Below are 16396 nucleotides of genomic sequence, written 5' to 3'. Positions count from 1 at the left end.
TTATTCGCTCCTTTTTGGCGGGGGCGCAGTAACGTCCCCCGTGAGATCGTAGGTCACCATGGTCTCGCCGGACTGCGGCCTCTCGAGCCATTCCTTGTGGCGCATCGACAGATGCACGTCGCGCACGCCGCTTTCCCAGTGCTCGACCATGGCGACATGCGAGAAGTCGTAGTCCTTGGACGAGGATTCGTAGTTCTTGCTGCGATAGATCAGGTGCACCACGGTGACAGTGCTCTCACGGGAGACCTTCGCAAGGAATTCAACAGTCGGGTCGTTCTTCAGATAATCGGGCAATTTGGCAATCAGATCGCGCACGGCGCGGCGGGCATTGTGGATCTGCTTGTTCTTGTCGGTGTTCATCCGCGTACGGCTGGAGAATCGGATGTCCTTCTCCCGCTCGGTGGCTTCCAGCAGCGAATTCGGCAGGTCGCCGCGGGCGCTGAACAAATCGACCTGAAAGATCAGCATGTCGCGGTCGACTTCGGCATCGAGCACGAAATCGAGCGGTGTGTTGGAGGCGATGCCGCCGTCCCAATAATGCTCGCCGTCGATCACGACCGACGGAAACCCCGGCGGCAGCGCCCCTGAGGCCATGATGTGCTCGGGGCCGATGAGCTTGCCGAGCTTCTTGAACTCGTAATTGTCGAAATATTTGAAATTGCCGGAGGTGACGCCGACGGCGCCGACCGACAGCCGGGTCTTCAGATCGTTGATGCGATCGAAGTCGACGAGGCGCTCCAGCGTCTTCTTCAGCGGCGCGGTGTCGTAATAGCTCTCGGCCTGCGGGCTGCCCGGCGGCCAGAGCGGCGCGGGCGGCAGGCGCGGCGTGAAGAAGCCGGGCACGCCGAAGGTCGCGATCAACGCGGCGCTGGTGGAGTTGAACAGCTCGCGGCTATGGTCGCTCTTGCCGATCGGCTTCCACGGTACCGGCGCCGAGACCATCTCCCAGAATTCCTTGAGCCGCTTGACGCGTGTGGCGCCCTCATTGCCGGCGATGATGGCGGCATTGACCGCGCCGATCGAGATGCCGGCAACCCATTCCGGCTCGAAGTCGAAATGGCACAGCGCCTGATAGGCACCGGCCTGATAGGAGCCCAGCGCGCCGCCGCCCTGGAGAACCAGGACACGCTGCGCCTTCGCGGGGACTGTTGCGACTTCCGGACTATGATCTGCCATATGGGAACAATAGCAAAAGGCGAGCCACCGTGGCGACAGTCTGTCGCGACGTCAATGCACCCGGGATCAAGTCTGGCTTATCGGGGATCGGTCGACGCCAGGATCATGGTCCAGAACACCTTGTACTTGGTGCCTGGAGCATAGCTCGCCGCGATGCCCAATTTTGTGACACCGCTCTTGAGCATGTTGGCGCGGTGCGGAGGGGAGTCGCGCCAGCCGGAAAACGCTTCCGCCAGCGTATGATAGCCGGCCGAGATGTTCTCGACCGCCACGGTCGCCGGATAACCGCCGGTATTGAGCCGTTTGCCCAGGGGGGCGCGGACATCATGGTCCATCTTGTTGGCGGCGGCCATGGCGCCCGACTGGGATTCGGCGAGCCGCATCAATTCGGGGTCTACCTCCACGGCGCCGAGCCCGTTATTCTGGCGATATTGCGAGATCATGATCGCGGCGGCAGGCGCATCAAGCTTGGCGCCCGGGACCGACATGTCGGCATACATCGACGGCTGCTGGACCGGCGCTTCATTGCCGGCGCAGCCGGCGAGAAGCAAAGTGAGAAGGATCGCGGCCGCAGCGCGCATGTTCAGGGGCCCCCAAATGAGGGGCCGTTGTTGCATACCAACCGTGGCTGAAAGGTGAATTTTGAGGAAAATCGACGCAAGTCGTTCCGGGGCGACGCGCAGCATTGAGCCCGGAATCTCGAGATTCCGGGTTCAGTGCTGCGCACGGCCCCGGAATGACGGTGCCTCAACCCGCAAATGTGCGGTAGCGGCAGGGCCGGAGACCGATCGTGTCGTCCGGCGCCCAGTTCCCCGTCGCGAGGAGCATCGGCCTCGAGGCTTGGCGAGCCTGCGCTACGAAGTCCCTATCGTGTGGATGCCGCACTCGGTCTTGGCGCGGCCGCGCCAGCGACCCGCGCGCTCGTCCTCGTCCTCGGTCGTTCTGCTCGTGCAAGGCATACACCCAACCGAACGAAAACCCGACGCCGCAAGCGGGTGACGCGGCAATTTGGCGTGGACGAAGATCGCCTCGAGTTCCTCGCGCGAGACATTGGCGAACGGGTTGAACTTCAACCGCACTCCATCGGCCTCGACGACAGGAATATCGGCGCGCGTATTGCCCTGGAAACGCTTGCGGCCGTTGAGCCAGGCCGAGAACGGCTTTAGCGCGCGCGCCAGCGGCTCGACTTTGCGGATGCGGCAACAGGCATCGGGATCGGAGAACCAGAGGTCGCGATCCGGATCTTCGCGCGTCAGCGCTTCCTCGGCAGGCTTGATCGAGCGGACGTCTTTCAAGCCGAGCGTTGAAATCAACGTATCGCGATAGGCCAGCGTCTCCTCGAACAGCCAGCCGGTGTCGAGGAAGATCACGGGGATCGCCGGATCGACGTCCGCCATCACCTTGAGCAGCGTCGCCGATTCCGTGCCGAAGGACGACACCAGCGCAAGCTTGTCACGGCCGACGGTCTTCACGGCCGCGGCGATGATTTCCGCGGGCGATGCATCGCGCAAGGCGCGATCGAGCTCCTCTGCCGAAGGCAGCGCGGAAACCGGCGAGACCTGGGGAGCGATCGCGTTCACGTGCCGACACCTTCGGAGTGACGCAGCTGCATGCGCCGGTGCAAGGCCGTGATCCGGCCGTCGCCGGTCGGCTGGTAGAACACCGAATAGCGCTTTGCGGTCTGCATGAAGGCTTCCGCGTCGGCCTGCTTCTTGACCTCGAAGGAATCGAAGCCGGCGCGCAGCATGAACACGAACTGGTCGCGCAGGATCTGCCCCGTCGCCCGCAATTCGCCGCGATAATTATAACGCTCGCGCAGCAGGCGCGCCTGGCTGTAGGCACGACCGTCGCGGAAGGTCGGGAACACCAGCGCAACGGCGGCGACCTTGCCGAGATACGGCACGAGTTCGTCGATGTCGCGGTTGTTCGGCCAGATCACGCCGACCTTGCCGGCGCGCTTGAGCAGCGCATCTGCCTCGGCGATGAAGCGCTCGGCCGGCACGAGGATATCGCCGCTGTCGGGCAGCGGCGTGTCGACAGCCAGCTTGACGAAACGGTCGTCCGCGATTTTTCCGCCGTTAACGAGTGGCATAGACGCGCTCCTTGAAGGGTTCGACGCCGAGCCGCTTCACCGTGTCGATGAACAGCTCGTCGGGCCGCTCGCGCAGCGCAAGATAGGCTTCCACGACGTCCTCGATGACGTCTGCGACCTCGTCGAACTTGACGCCGGGGCCGATCAGATTGCCCAGCGCCGCACCCTCGTCGGCCCGGCCTCCGATGGTGATCTGGTAGACCTCCTCGCCGTTCTTCTCGACGCCGAGAATGCCGATATGGCCGACATGGTGATGGCCGCAGGCATTGATGCAGCCGGAGATGTTGATGTGGAGACGGCCGATCAGGTTGGCCAGCTCGTGGTTGGCGAAGCGCCGCGTCAGCTCCTGCGCGATCGGGATCGAGCGCGCATTGGCCAGCGAGCAATAATCGAGACCCGGGCAGGCGATGATGTCGGTGATCAGATTGACGTTCGGGGTCGCCAGGCCAAGCTTGTCGAGCGCCTTCCACAGCGCCGGCAAATCGCGCTTGGCGACGTGCGGCAGCGCCAAGTTCTGCTCGTGGCCGACGCGGATCTCGCCGAAGGAGTATTCGTCGGCGAGATCGGCCAGCGCGTCCATCTGGTCGGCCGTGGCATCGCCCGGGGGCTTGCCGATCGGCTTCAGCGAGATGGTGACGATGGAATAGCCCTGCACCTTGTGCGGGGCGACCGAGTTCTTGCGCCACGCCTCGAAGTCCGTGTCGGCCGCGGCCTGACGCAGCTCATCCGGCATGTGCGGCAGCTTCTCGTAAGCGGGATAGGTGAAGCGCGAGCGGATGTCCTCGATCACCTCGTCGTCGATCTGGAGCGAGGAGTTGCGGATATGCTGCCACTCTTCCTCGACCTCGCGCGAGAACTTCTCGATGCCGAGCTCGTGCACCAGGATCTTGATGCGCGCCTTGTAGATGTTGTCGCGGCGGCCGTATTGGTTGTAGACGCGCAGGATCGCCTCGATATAGCTGAGGATATCGCGGCCATGCACGAAGTGCTTGATCGTCTTGCCGATGAACGGCGTGCGGCCGAGACCGCCGCCGACGAGCACCTCGAACCCGGTCTCGCCCTTCTCGTTCTTGATCAACTTGAGCCCGATGTCGTGGATCTTGATCGCGGCGCGGTCGTGGTCCGACGCGGTGATCGCGATCTTGAACTTGCGCGGCAGGAACGAGAACTCGGGATGCAGCGTGGTGTGCTGGCGGATAAGCTCCGACCAGATGCGCGGATCCTCGATCTCGCCGGGCGCGACACCGGCCCACTGGTCCGAGGTGACGTTGCGCATGTTGTTGCCTGAGGTCTGCATCGCATGGATGCCGACCTTGGCGAGATCCTCCAGCGCGTCCGGCAACTCGGCGAGCTTGATCCAGTTGAACTGGATGTTCTGGCGCGTGGTGAAATGGCCAAAGCCGCGGTCGTATTTGCGCGCGACATGGGCCAGCGCCCGCAGCTGGTTCGACGCCAGCGTCCCGTAGGGGATCGCGACGCGGAACATGTAGGCGTGCAGTTGCAGATAGACGCCATTCTGCAAGCGCAGGATCTTGAACTCGTCCTCGGTGAGCTCGCCCGAGAGACGGCGCTTCACCTGGTCGCGGAACTCCGAGACGCGCTCGTTGACGAGCGTGCGGTCGATTTCGTCGTAAGCGTACATCAGCGAATGCCTTAAGCCTGGGCCGACTGACCGATGGTCACGCCGGTGCGGCGGATCTGTTCGCGCAGATTGCCGGGTTCGATCTTGCCGTCAGCGCCGACCTGCACCGGAGCGATATAGGGACCGATCGCGCCGACGTCATCGGCGACGGATTCCGCGAGCAGCGCCTTGGCCTCGTCGGAGTCGCGCACGATCGCGGCTTCCGAGAGGTCCGCGGACCAGCTCTTGGCGGCGGTGCGGTACACCACGATGCCGTCCCAGGTGCGGTTGGCGGTCACGACCGAGGGGCCGGCGATTTTGATCTTCTTCTGTTCGAGCGGGGAGGTCATTCGGCTGCATCCAATAGGTCAGAGATGATTTGCTTTGGGGTTTGACGACGAAGCGAGCCGGCATGCCGGACCACGTCGCCGATGATGAGGATGGCGGGACCGCCATTGGTCTGCCGCACGAGCTCGGGCAGGTCGCGCAGCATCCCGATCGCGCCTTGCGCGTCCGGCCGCGTGACCCGGGCGAACACGCCGACCGGCGTCTCCGGCGAGCGGCCGGCGGCGAACAGGCCCGCGCGCACGGCAGGTGCCGCGGTCATGCCCATGTAAACAACGACGGTCATCTTGGTGTCGGTCAGCGTCGACCAGTCGACGGTCTCTGCATCGCGTGCCTTGTGCGCGGTGAGGAAGGTGATGCGGGTGGCTTCATGACGGTAAGTGAGCGGCACTTCGAAATCGGCAGCGCCACCGAGCCCGGCGGTGATGCCGGGAATGATCGAATAGGCAACGTCAGCCGCGCGCAGCGCCTCCACCTCTTCGCCGCCGCGACCGAACACGAAGGGATCGCCGCCCTTCAGCCGCACCACGCGCTGGCCGGCTTGCGCAGCTTCGATCATGCGCGTGTTGATGGCGTCCTGGCCGATGCCGGGCTTGCCGACGCGGCGGCCGACGGGAACGCGCGTCGTATCGCGACGGATGCGATCGAGAATCTCGCTCGAGACCAACTCGTCGTGGAAGACGATGTCGGCATCCTGCAACGCGCGCAGCGCCTTGATGGTGAGAAGGTCGGGGTCGCCGGGGCCGGCGCCGACCAGCGCAACCGAGCCTTGCGGCTTGTCGGCGCGCGCGAATTCGGACGGATCGGAAATGGCTTTGATCGCTGCGTCCGCCTCGCCCTTGCGGCCGGCGAGCACGGCGGCGCCGATCGGGCCGTCAATGACGCGCTCCCAGAAGCGGCGGCGCAGCGGAAACTCGGCAATGCGCTCGTTGACGGACTTGCGGAAGCCGCCGATGAACTCGGCGAGCTCGCCGATGCGGGCCGGCAGCAGTGCCTCGATCTTCTCGCGCACGCGCCGCGCCACCACCGGCGAGGTGCCACCGGTGCCGACCGCGACCACGACATCGCCGCGATCGACGATCGCCGGGAAAATGAAGCTGGAATGCGCGAGATCGTCCATGACGTTGACGGGCAGGCCAAGCGATTTCGCGCGCGCGGACATCGCCACGCCGACATCACCCGCGCCGGCGCAGACGATGGCGATGACGCCGACGAGATCCGATGTGAGCGGATCGCTAGTCGAGATTTCGATACGCGCGACGTCGTCGGAGCTCAGACCCAGGTCCTGATTGCCGTCGGTCGCGTGCACGCGGATGCGTGCGCCGGCAGCGGCGAGCACGCGCAATTTTGCGCGCAAAAGCTCGCCCGCGCCGATGAGGACCACCGGACCGGCCTTGAGATCGAGAAACACCGGCAAGAACCGCATACGATACTCGCTTCCCCCAATTCGGGGTTGACTGGAATTATTTTCTATATATGTGTCGTTTCGAGCGCGCAAAGAGAAAATTTTTTCTTCTCTCCTGCAGTGCAACTATAGAATTTTAGCCTCCAAACGCAAAGTGGCAGAGATGCATCTTCTCAAGGACGATTCCGCAGTTGCCGGCGTGAGCAGCCCGGCCCCGGTCGGACGCTCGGGCTCGCAAGAATTTTCCGCTGATGTTGCGCCCAGCATGGACCATCTCGACCAGTTGGAAGCCCAGAGCATCTACATCTTCCGCGAGGCGTTTGCGCGGCTGAAGAAGATCGCCCTGCTGTGGTCGCTCGGCAAGGATTCCAACGTGATGATCTGGCTGGCGCGCAAGGCCTTCTTCGGCCGCGTGCCGTTCCCGGCGCTCCATGTCGATACCGGCAAGAAGTTTCCGGAGATGTATCGCTTCCGCGACCACTACGGGAAGGAATGGGAGCTCGATCTGCGCGTCGAGCCCTGCCCTCCCATCGATGCCGTCGACCCAACGCTGCCGCCGGCCGCCCGTTCCGCCGCGCGCAAGACCGAAGGTCTCAAGATGGCGCTCGGGAAATTCGGCTTTGACGGCCTGATCGCCGGCATTCGCCGCGACGAGGAAGCCACCCGTGCCAAGGAGCGCGTGTTCTCGCCGCGCGGGCTTGAGGGCAATTGGGACGTGCGCGACCAGCCGCCGGAGTTCTGGGACCATTTCAACGCCTCGCCGCCGCAAGGCGCTCACTTGCGCATCCATCCGATCCTGCATTGGACGGAGGCCGACATCTGGGCCTACACCAAGCGCGAGAACATCCCGATCATCCCGCTCTACCTCGCCAAGGACGGCAAGCGCTATCGTTCGCTGGGCGATCAGGACATCACCAATCCGGTCGCATCGAACGCGTCGAACATCGACGAGATCCTGGCCGAGCTCGAGCAGACCAAGGTGCCGGAGCGTGCCGGCCGCGCGCTCGACCACGAGACCGAGGACGCTTTCGAGCGGCTGCGCGTCGCCGGCTATCTCTGATTCAAGGACGCATCGCGGTCATGAACATGCTCGTCACCCCCACCTCGCCCGCCACGCCGAACGGCACCACGCGTCCTCTAGTGCGGATCGTCATCGTCGGCCATGTCGACCACGGCAAGTCGACGTTGGTCGGCCGCCTCCTGCACGAGACCGGCAGCCTGCCCGACGGCAAGCTCGAAATGCTGAAAGCCGTCAGCGCGCGGCGCGGCATGCCGTTCGAATGGTCGTTCCTGCTCGACGCACTCCAAACCGAGCGCGACCAAGGCATCACCATCGACACCACGCAGATCCGCTTCCGCACCAATTCGCGCGACATCGTGCTGATCGACGCGCCCGGCCACGCCGAATTCCTGCGCAACATGATCACCGGCGCCTCGCAGGCCGACGGCGCGGTGCTGATCATCGACGCGCTGGAGGGCGTGCGCGACCAGACCCGCCGGCACGGCTATCTGCTGCATCTGCTCGGCGTGAAGCAGGTCGCCGTGGTCGTCAACAAGATGGATCGCGTCGATTTCAGCGCCGATCGCTTCAAGGAGATCAGCGACGAGATCTCCGCGCATCTCAAGGGCCTCGGCGTAACGCCGACGGCGGTGATCCCGATCTCCGCACGCGACGGCGACGGCGTTGCCGAGCGCACCGACCGCATCGGCTGGTACAAAGGCCCGACCGTGGTCGAGGCGCTTGACCGGCTCGAGCCGGCGCGGCCGCTGGAAGCGCTGGCGCTGCGGCTGCCGGTGCAGGCGATCTACAAGTTCGACGACCGCCGCATCGTGGCGGGCCGCATCGAATCCGGCAGCCTGATTGCCGGCGACGAGATCGTGATCATGCCCGCCGGCAAGATCGCCAGGATCAAGACGGTCGAGAGCTGGCCGGTGACACCGGTCGCAAACCGTCAGGGCGCTGGCCGCTCGGTCGGCATCACGCTCGACCGCGAATTGTTCATCGAGCGCGGCGATATCATTGCGCACGCGAGCACCGCGCCGCGCGAGACGCGGCGGCTGCGCGCGCGCATCTTCTGGCTGCACGACAAGCCGCTTGCCAAAGGCGATCAGCTGCTGGTGCGCTGCGGGCCGAAGGAAAGCCGCGCCACCGTCGTTGCCATCGAGAAGGCGGTCGATCCCGGCGAGCTCTCGAGCAGCGAGAACAAGGCGATCGGCCGCAACCATGTCGGCGAGATCGACATTTCGCTGTCCAATCCGATCGCAACCGATCCCTACACCGAGAACCCGCGTACCGGCCGCCTCGTGATCGAAGTGTCCGGGCGCATCGCCGGCGGCGGCCTGGTGCTGTCGGTCGATGCCGGCCAGCGCGCCGTGCCCGTCGATATCGTGCCGGTGGAATCGGCGCTGCGGCCCGACGAGCGCTCCGCGCGCTATCGCCACAACGGAGCCGTGGTCTGGCTCACCGGCCTGCCGGCCTCCGGCAAGTCGACGCTGGCGAAGGCGCTGGAGCGGCGCCTGTTCACCAATGGCGGCTCGCCCATCCTGCTCGACGGCGACACGGTGCGCGCCGGGCTCAACGGCGATCTCGGCTTCTCCCCTGCCGATCGCAGCGAGAACATCCGTCGGCTCGCCGAAGTCGCAACGCATCTCGCGCGTAACGGCCATATCGCCATCGTCGCCGCAGTCTCCCCGGCGCGCGAGGACCGCGCTACCGCGCGCCGCATCGCCGACACCGCGTTCCGCGAAATCCATGTCGCGACACCGGCGGAGGTTTGCGAGGAGCGCGATCCGAAGGGCCACTACAAGAAGGCCCGCGCTGGCGCGCTGGCGTCGTTCACCGGCATCGGCAACGACTATGAGGCGCCGCAGGCGGCTGAACTCGTCATCGACACCTCGACGCGGACGGTTGCCGATGCGGCGGATGAGATCGAGCAGATGCTGAAGGCATCAGGCGTGCTGTTCGACGAAGTCGTGGACCTCGCCGCGAATATTTGAGGCTACCCTAGCCCCGCTGTCGTCGCCCGGCTTGGCCGGGCGACCCAGTATTCCAAAGACAGCGTTGGGATACGGAGAAGCCGCGGCGTACTGGCTTCCCCGCTTTCGCGGGGAATGACAGCGGCGTGCGCCGCCCCCACATCTCCTTGACATTTTGACAACCCCCTGGGGGTCTTCTCACCGCCCCGATTTTGAGGCTAATAGGGCTCGAAAGCCGCCCCTATGGGTGCATTTTGCTGCTGTCGGGTCAAAAACAGCCATTTCCAACAAGAAAGCCCATCATGAAACGCGTCGACGCCCACGGATTGAAGATCGCCCCCGTCCTTTTCGATTTCATCGCCAAGGAAGCCGCCCCCAAAACGGGGATTGCGCCGGATGCGTTCTGGGCCGGGGTGGCTGCGCTCATCAAGGAGTTGGGGCCGAAGAACCGGTCGCTGCTCGCCTTCCGCGATCAGCTTCAAGCCAAGATCGACGACTGGCACCGGGCCCACAAGGGCAAGTCCTTCGATCTCGACGCCTATACCGCCTTCCTGAAGGAGATCGGCTATCTCGTCCCGGAGCCGGCGACGCAGAAGGTCGAGACCGCCAATGTCGACGAGGAAATCGGCAAGATCTGCGGCCCGCAGCTCGTTGTGCCACTAACCAACGCCCGCTACGCGCTGAACGCGGCGAATGCGCGCTGGGGCTCGCTCTATGACGCCTTCTACGGCACCGATGCGATCCCGCACGATCCGTCCGAAAGCGGCAAGGGTTACAACAAGGCGCGCGGCGACAAGGTGATCGCCAAGGCCAAGGCGTTCCTCGATACCGCCGTGCCGCTCGCGACCGGCAGCCACACCGACGTCACCGCCTACAGCGTCGTCGCGGGCCAGCTCGCGGTGAAGCTGAAGAGCGGCAATGCCACCGCGCTGAAGAACGCCGCCCAGTTCGCCGGCTTCCAGGGCGATGCGGCTGCACCATCCGCCGTGCTGCTCGTCAACAACGGCCTGCATGTCGAAGTGACGATCAACCGTGGCAGTGCAATCGGCAAGGACGATCCGGCCGGCGTCGCGGACATGATCATGGAGGCCGCGGTCTCCACCATTCTCGACATGGAAGACTCGGTCGCCGCGGTCGACGCCGAGGACAAGGTGCTGGTCTACCGCAACACGCTCGGCCTGATGAACGGCACGCTGTCGGCGGACTTCGAGAAGGGCGGCAAGACGCTGACGCGCTCGCTCAATGCGGATCGCAGCTACAAGACGCCTGACGGCAAGGGCGAGGTCAAGCTGCACGGCCGCAGCCTGCTCCTGATGCGCAATTGCGGTCACCACATGTTCACCGACGCGGTGTTGGACGAGAAGGGTGAGGAAGTGCCTGAGGGCCTGCTCGACGCCGCCGTCTCGGGCCTGCTTGCCATTCACGACCTCAAGGGCAACTCCAAGGTCAAGAACAGCCGCACGGGCTCTGCCTATATCGTCAAGCCGAAGATGCACGGCCCGGACGAGGTGTCGCTGACCTGCGAGATCTTCGACCGCGTCGAGAAGATGCTGGGCTTGCCTGAGAACACGCTCAAGGTCGGCATCATGGACGAGGAGCGGCGCACCACCGTCAACCTCAAGGCCTGCATCCAGCGCGCTTCCAAGCGCATCATGTTCATCAACACCGGCTTCCTCGATCGCACCGGCGACGAGATCCACACCTCGATGGAAGCGGGCCCGATGATCCGCAAGAACGAGATGAAGGCGCAAGCCTGGATCAAGGCCTATGAGGACTGGAATGTCGATATGGGCCTGATCGATGGCCTCCCCGGCCATGCCCAGATCGGCAAGGGCATGTGGGCTGCGCCGGACAAGATGGCGGACATGCTGGCGCAGAAGCTCGCGCATCCGCAGGCCGGTGCCACCACCGCGTGGGTGCCCTCGCCGACCGCCGCGACCTTGCACGCGCTGCACTACCACCAGGTCAACGTCATCGCGCGCCAGCAGGAGCTGACCAAGGGCGGGCCGCGCGCGAAGCTGTCCGACATCCTCACCATTCCGGTGTCGAAGTCGAACTGGGCGCCTGACGACGTCAAGCAGGAGATCGACAACAACTGCCAGGGCATTCTCGGCTATGTCGTGCGCTGGATCGACCAGGGCGTCGGCTGCTCCAAGGTGCCCGACATTCACGATGTCGGCCTGATGGAAGACCGCGCGACACTGCGCATCTCCAGCCAGCATCTCGCCAACTGGCTGCACCAGGGCGTGATCACCGAGGCGCAGGTGATGGAATCGCTCAAGCGCATGGCCGTGGTCGTCGACAAGCAGAACGCGGGCGATGCGATCTACAAGCCGATGGCGCCCGCCTTCGATGGCACAGCCTTCAAGGCCGCATGCGACCTGATCTTCAAGGGTCGCGAGCAGCCGAACGGCTACACCGAATACATCCTCACCGCGCGCCGCCGTGAGGCTAAGGCGCTGGGCTGAGCGCGGTCATACGATCATCAAAAGCCCCGGCTCATGCCGGGGCTTTTTTTGCGCATCCGTTGCCCGGATGGTCACGCTAAAACACCGCGAGATATTTCAGCAGAGACACGATACCGATGATGATGACGATGACGCGCGCGATCTGCTTGGCGCGGCCGTCCATCGGCAGCATGTTGATGAGATAGAGCACGAGAATGACGACGAGAAAGGTGACGAGTACGCCGACCAGCATCGCAGGGCCCCCTTCAGGCAAATTGCTAACGAGAACCTAACGCCCGTCTCGCGCGCTGGTTCCATCGACGCAACCCATTGCAACTTCTGGTAAATGCGTAATTCTACCGTCAGGCGGCCTGCCTAAAACTTTACCCTTTTCGTTTCAGATGCCGAAACCGTTCGCGCCGCGCCTTGAACGGTAATTGATTGCCGATCCTGCTGCGTCCCATCGTTCTCGATTTTGCCGGGGCGTAGCTGCCGAACTTTGAAACGGGAATTGGGGAGACCTCCATGCTCAATCGTCTGACCGTGTCCGCGCTTCTGAAGGCCGTGATCGCGATCACGTCGATCTCCGTGGTGATCGCGCTGTCGCTCACCGCCTGGGATTCATGGGATCGCCTCAGGACCGCCAACCGCATTTCGCAGATCGCGGATGCCTCCGCCGACCTGTTCAAGGCGATGCATAATCTGCGCACCGACCGCTCCACCACCAACCGGCTGCTCAATTCGACCGCGCCGATGGATTCCGAGATCGAGAAATATCTGCGCGCGATCCGTGATGCCGAGATGCCCGCCATGGTGCATGCACTCGAGCTGCTGCCGACGATTGACTTCCCGCAATCCGGAACGATGGTGCCCGAGTTCGCCCGTCTCACCAAGCTGCTGACCGATGAGCAAAAGCAGTTCTGGGAGGACGTCGCCAAGCCGAAGGAGCAGCGCCGCGCCGGCCTGTCCAAGGAATATATGGAGACGACGCAGGGGCTGCTCGACACGCTCGACAAGCTCTCGAACACGCTGGCCGCCGCCGTCAATCACCAGGATGCTGCGATCGATCAGTTGCTCTCGATCAAGCAGAACGCATGGCTGCTTCGCAACACCGGCGGCGAAGCCTCGCTGATCGTCTCGACCGGGCTCAGCGCCGGTCGTATCGCACCCGAGGCCCGCCTCGCCTATACCCAGTTCGTCGGCGGAACGGCCGCATCGTGGAAGGCAGTGGAACTGTCGACCTTGGGGATGCAGCTGCCACAAGCGCTGTCATCCGCCCTGACCGCGGTGCAGAGCGCCTATTTCGATCCGCAATATCTGGCCCTTCGCGACCGCCTGGTTGGCGCGCTCGCCAATGGTGAAAAGGCGGAGATGACCGCCAACCAATGGACTCCCGTCACGGTGGGCCGCCTGTCCGCCGCCGTGGCCGTGGCCGAGACCGCACTCGACGCCGCCAAGAGCCACACGCTGGACCAGCGCGGCGCCGCGCAGCGTGCGCTGACCGTGCAGCTAATGCTGCTGGCGCTCGCCATCGGCGTGGCCGTCGGCGCGAACGTGCTGGTCAGCCGGCGCGTGATCATTCCGCTCAACACCATCCGCGATGCCATGCTCAAGGTTGCCGGCGGCGATCTGTCCGTCGACAGCGGCTATCTCGATCGCAACGACGAGATCGGCGCGCTCGCCGGCGCGCTCGAAACCTTCAAGCAGCAGGCCACCGACAAGCTCAGGATCGAGGAGCATGAGCGCGAGCGCAATGCAGGCGCTGCCGCCCGTCAGCGCGCCGTCGAAACCTATGTCGGCGAGTTCGAAGGCGCCGTGCGCAAGACGCTGGGTGAGCTGCACGATGCGTCGGGACGGATGCGCAAGACTTCGGGCGATCTCTCCGCCGTGTCGCGCCAGACCAACGACCGCGTGCAGATTGCCGGCAAGGCCTCCGGCGACGCCTCGATGAGCGTCGACAGCGTCGCGGCCGCCGCGGAAGAGCTCTCGGCCTCGATCAACGATATCAGCCAGCAGGCCGCGCATGCCGCCGGCATCGCCGGCCGCGCCGTCACGCAGGCGCGCGAGACCGACGGGACGGTGCAGGGCTTGCAGAAGTCGGCCGGGCGCATCGGCGAGGTCGTCGGCCTGATCAACACGATCGCCGCGCAGACCAATCTGCTCGCGCTCAACGCCACCATCGAGGCCGCCCGTGCCGGCGAAGCAGGCCGCGGCTTCGCCGTGGTCGCCTCGGAGGTGAAGTCGCTGGCGAGCCAGACCGCGAAAGCGACGGAAGAGATTTCCGAGCAGATCGCCGACATCCAGAAGGTCGCGGGCGAAGCCATCGACGCAATCCAGACCATCGGCGGCATCATCGGCGAGGTCAACGAGGTCGCGACCGCGATTGCCGCAGCCGTGCAGGAGCAGGGTGCAGCCACGCAGGAGATCACACGCAGCACGCAATACGCGGCGCAGGGCACCCGGAATGTCTCCGACAACATCACCGGCGTGAAAGCCGATGCGGATGCCGCAGCCGCGGCAGCCGACAATGTGAAGAGCGCATCCGAGATGCTCGAAGCCCAGAGCAACCAGCTCGGCCACGAGGTCTCCGACTTCCTCGGCAAGATCCGCGCGGCGTAAGCGCGAGTTTCCAGCAAAGACGGCAGCCGCATTCTAGACGTCGTCCCGACGAAAGCCGGGACGACACCAGAGGAAGCTCCCTACTCCTTCGCGACCACCGGCACCTGGCGGAACTTGGCGCGCATGTGCTCCGGCAGTGGCGAGAAGTTCATCGCGACGCCGCGGCGGTCGTTGGCATTGCGGTTGGCTACGACGAGGCCGTTGCCGCCTGCAACGATGTCGCCCTTGCGCAAGGTGGGGTCGTCCTCGATCTTGACCTGCGCAAGCCCGACCGGATCCTTGCCGTTACAGGTGCAGCCCGCGACAGTCTCATTGCGATAGCGGAATGCGTTGGGCAGGTCGGAGTAGGATTTGCCCTTGTCCGTGGTGGCGTCGTCGATGTTGCCGCCATAGACCAGCGACGTCTCTGCAGCCGGGCAAAAGCTCTTGCAGGATTGCGCCTTGCTCTCGGCATCATTGCCTTGCGCCGGGAAATACCGGCCATCGCAGCCACGCACGCAATAGGCCGTGCCGCCGCCATAAGACGCGCGCTGGCGCGGCGCGTCGTATCGCGGCACGTCGTCGTTCGGGAACGGCACGCGAATCTCCGGCGGCGGCCGCATGCGGAAGCCTCCGAACAACGCCGAGAAAAAGTCCTCCGCATGCACGGCAGGCGCGAGCGCAAGGCCGAGGGAGGCAACCGTGACGAACGCGGTGGCAGCCTCAGCGAGCTTGCTGATCGAACGTCTCATCATCTGACCTCACTCGAACGCTCAGTCCACCGACGAAGCCGGGATGTTCAGCGCCTGGCGCCCGGACGACAGCTTCGTGACCGTCGGGCGCTTGCGTGCGGGATCACCGCCGCGTGCCATCAAGGGCGCATTCTTCGGCAGCACCACGACCTTGGCGCCGACATTGACGCGGCTGAACAGATCGGTGACGTCCTCATTGGTGAGGCGGATGCAGCCGGACGAGACGAACTTGCCAATCGTGGTGGGGTCGTTAGTGCCGTGGATGCGGTACTCGCTGGAGCCGAGATACATCGCGCGCGCACCAAGCGGATTGCCCGGGCCGCCGGCGACGAAGCGCGGCAGATAAGGCTGGCGCGCGATCATCTCTGCCGGCGGATGCCAATCCGGCCATTCCGCCTTGCGGCTGATGCTCTGCACGCCCGACCAGGTGAATCCCTCGCGGCCGACGCCGACGCCGTAGCGCATCGCGCGGCCGTTACCCAGCACGTAATAAAGATAGGTGTTGGCGGTATCGATGACGATGGTACCGGCAGGCTCATTGCGGTCGAAGCTCACGACCTGCCGGCGCAACCGATCGGGCAGCACCGCATCTTCGTCGGTGGCCTCGGGCGCCTCGCCGGCATAACCCTGCGAAGTGGTCTGGTCCTGCGGATAGGCCTGCGGCTGCATCGCCGCGAAGCCGAGCGTCTGCGCGTGAGCCGCGAACGGCACCGTCAGCAAAGCTGTCGCAAAGGCACAAGCGGTGACGACGCGCGGCGAAAAGCTGCGACGGACGACGGAGAACTTTATCATGTGCTGCCCCGTTGGATGTGTGCATCAGGGTGATGCTGCTGGACCGATAAACGCGGGAGCGCCGACTCAAGTTCCGCCTCGACGTGCGGCAGCCGTGTCACAGTCAAGCGAGCACAACTTCACAAAGCCGCGATGGAACCTCGGCACCTCAGGTGCGTTCTCCTGTGAGCAATGGGCGCGCGGAGGCTTCCG

The 16396-nt window shown here is 64.7% G+C and carries 14 protein-coding genes; 4 read left to right on the top strand and 10 right to left on the bottom strand.

Annotation, left to right across the window (positions count from 1 at the left end; all coding sequences use genetic code 11):
• From XH91_RS06285 to cysG, 7 genes are all read right to left on the bottom strand, one after another.
• Positions 1-1176 (bottom strand): DUF3734 domain-containing protein, encoded by a 1176-nt coding sequence (locus tag XH91_RS06285; protein WP_128949772.1) that lies wholly within the window; start codon positions 1174-1176, stop codon positions 1-3.
• A 77-nt stretch (positions 1177-1253) separates the two neighbouring features.
• A complete protein-coding gene (locus XH91_RS06280) occupies positions 1254-1757 on the bottom strand; it encodes a CAP domain-containing protein (protein ID WP_128954745.1) in 504 nt (167 codons plus the stop codon).
• Positions 1758-2030: 273 nt separating this feature from the next.
• Positions 2031-2756 (bottom strand): phosphoadenylyl-sulfate reductase, encoded by a 726-nt coding sequence (locus XH91_RS06275; RefSeq protein WP_128949771.1) that lies wholly within the window; start codon positions 2754-2756, stop codon positions 2031-2033.
• Entirely contained in the window at positions 2753-3268 is a 516-nt protein-coding gene (locus XH91_RS06270) for a DUF934 domain-containing protein (protein WP_128949770.1), read from the bottom strand. The genes XH91_RS06275 and XH91_RS06270 overlap by 4 nt, the downstream gene beginning before the upstream one ends.
• Complete coding sequence (locus XH91_RS06265) at positions 3255-4910, bottom strand: nitrite/sulfite reductase (protein WP_128949769.1); 1656 nt, start codon at positions 4908-4910, stop codon at positions 3255-3257. The genes XH91_RS06270 and XH91_RS06265 overlap by 14 nt, the downstream gene beginning before the upstream one ends.
• Positions 4911-4921: 11 nt before the next feature.
• Complete coding sequence (locus XH91_RS06260) at positions 4922-5239, bottom strand: DUF2849 domain-containing protein (protein ID WP_128949768.1); 318 nt, start codon at positions 5237-5239, stop codon at positions 4922-4924.
• Positions 5236-6660 (bottom strand): siroheme synthase CysG, encoded by a 1425-nt coding sequence (cysG, locus tag XH91_RS06255; protein WP_128949767.1) that lies wholly within the window; start codon positions 6658-6660, stop codon positions 5236-5238. The genes XH91_RS06260 and cysG overlap by 4 nt, the downstream gene beginning before the upstream one ends.
• A 244-nt stretch (positions 6661-6904) precedes the next feature.
• Here cysG and cysD point away from each other — a divergent pair, with 244 nt between their 5' ends.
• The 3 genes from cysD to XH91_RS06235 all read left to right on the top strand — a co-directional run bounded on the left by cysD (position 6905) and on the right by XH91_RS06235 (position 12083).
• Positions 6905-7699, top strand: a complete 795-nt coding sequence (gene cysD / locus XH91_RS06250; RefSeq protein WP_128954744.1) for a sulfate adenylyltransferase subunit CysD — start codon at positions 6905-6907, stop codon at positions 7697-7699.
• A gap of 20 nt (positions 7700-7719) precedes the next feature.
• The gene (gene cysC / locus XH91_RS06245; protein ID WP_128949766.1) at positions 7720-9636 is read left to right on the top strand and encodes an adenylyl-sulfate kinase; all 1917 of its coding nucleotides are present in this window, start codon (positions 7720-7722) and stop codon (positions 9634-9636) included.
• 281 nt (positions 9637-9917) lie between these two features.
• The gene (locus XH91_RS06235; protein WP_128949765.1) at positions 9918-12083 is read left to right on the top strand and encodes a malate synthase G; all 2166 of its coding nucleotides are present in this window, start codon (positions 9918-9920) and stop codon (positions 12081-12083) included.
• Between the two features lie 76 nt (positions 12084-12159).
• Here XH91_RS06235 and XH91_RS06230 read toward each other — a convergent pair whose 3' ends face one another.
• On the bottom strand, positions 12160-12315 hold the full coding sequence (locus tag XH91_RS06230; protein WP_008546817.1) for a Thivi_2564 family membrane protein: 156 nt from the start codon (positions 12313-12315) through the stop codon (positions 12160-12162).
• Between the two features lie 272 nt (positions 12316-12587).
• Between XH91_RS06230 and XH91_RS06225 the strand changes: the two genes are divergently transcribed.
• A complete protein-coding gene (locus XH91_RS06225; RefSeq protein WP_128949764.1) occupies positions 12588-14681 on the top strand; it encodes a methyl-accepting chemotaxis protein in 2094 nt (697 codons plus the stop codon).
• An 80-nt stretch (positions 14682-14761) separates the two neighbouring features.
• On the opposite strand, the gene XH91_RS06220 is transcribed toward XH91_RS06225, so the two are convergent.
• Both XH91_RS06220 and XH91_RS06215 read right to left on the bottom strand, forming a co-directional pair.
• Positions 14762-15415 (bottom strand): DUF2865 domain-containing protein, encoded by a 654-nt coding sequence (locus XH91_RS06220; RefSeq protein ID WP_128949763.1) that lies wholly within the window; start codon positions 15413-15415, stop codon positions 14762-14764.
• 18 nt (positions 15416-15433) lie between these two features.
• A complete protein-coding gene (locus XH91_RS06215) occupies positions 15434-16204 on the bottom strand; it encodes a L,D-transpeptidase (protein ID WP_128949762.1) in 771 nt (256 codons plus the stop codon).
• Between the last annotated feature and the right edge of the window lie 192 nt (positions 16205-16396).

Source organism: Bradyrhizobium guangzhouense (assembly GCF_004114955.1).
Lineage (GTDB): Bacteria > Pseudomonadota > Alphaproteobacteria > Rhizobiales > Xanthobacteraceae > Bradyrhizobium > Bradyrhizobium guangzhouense.
Note: the sequence above shows the minus strand (reverse complement) of the source record. Positions and strands in the feature narration are given on the sequence as shown.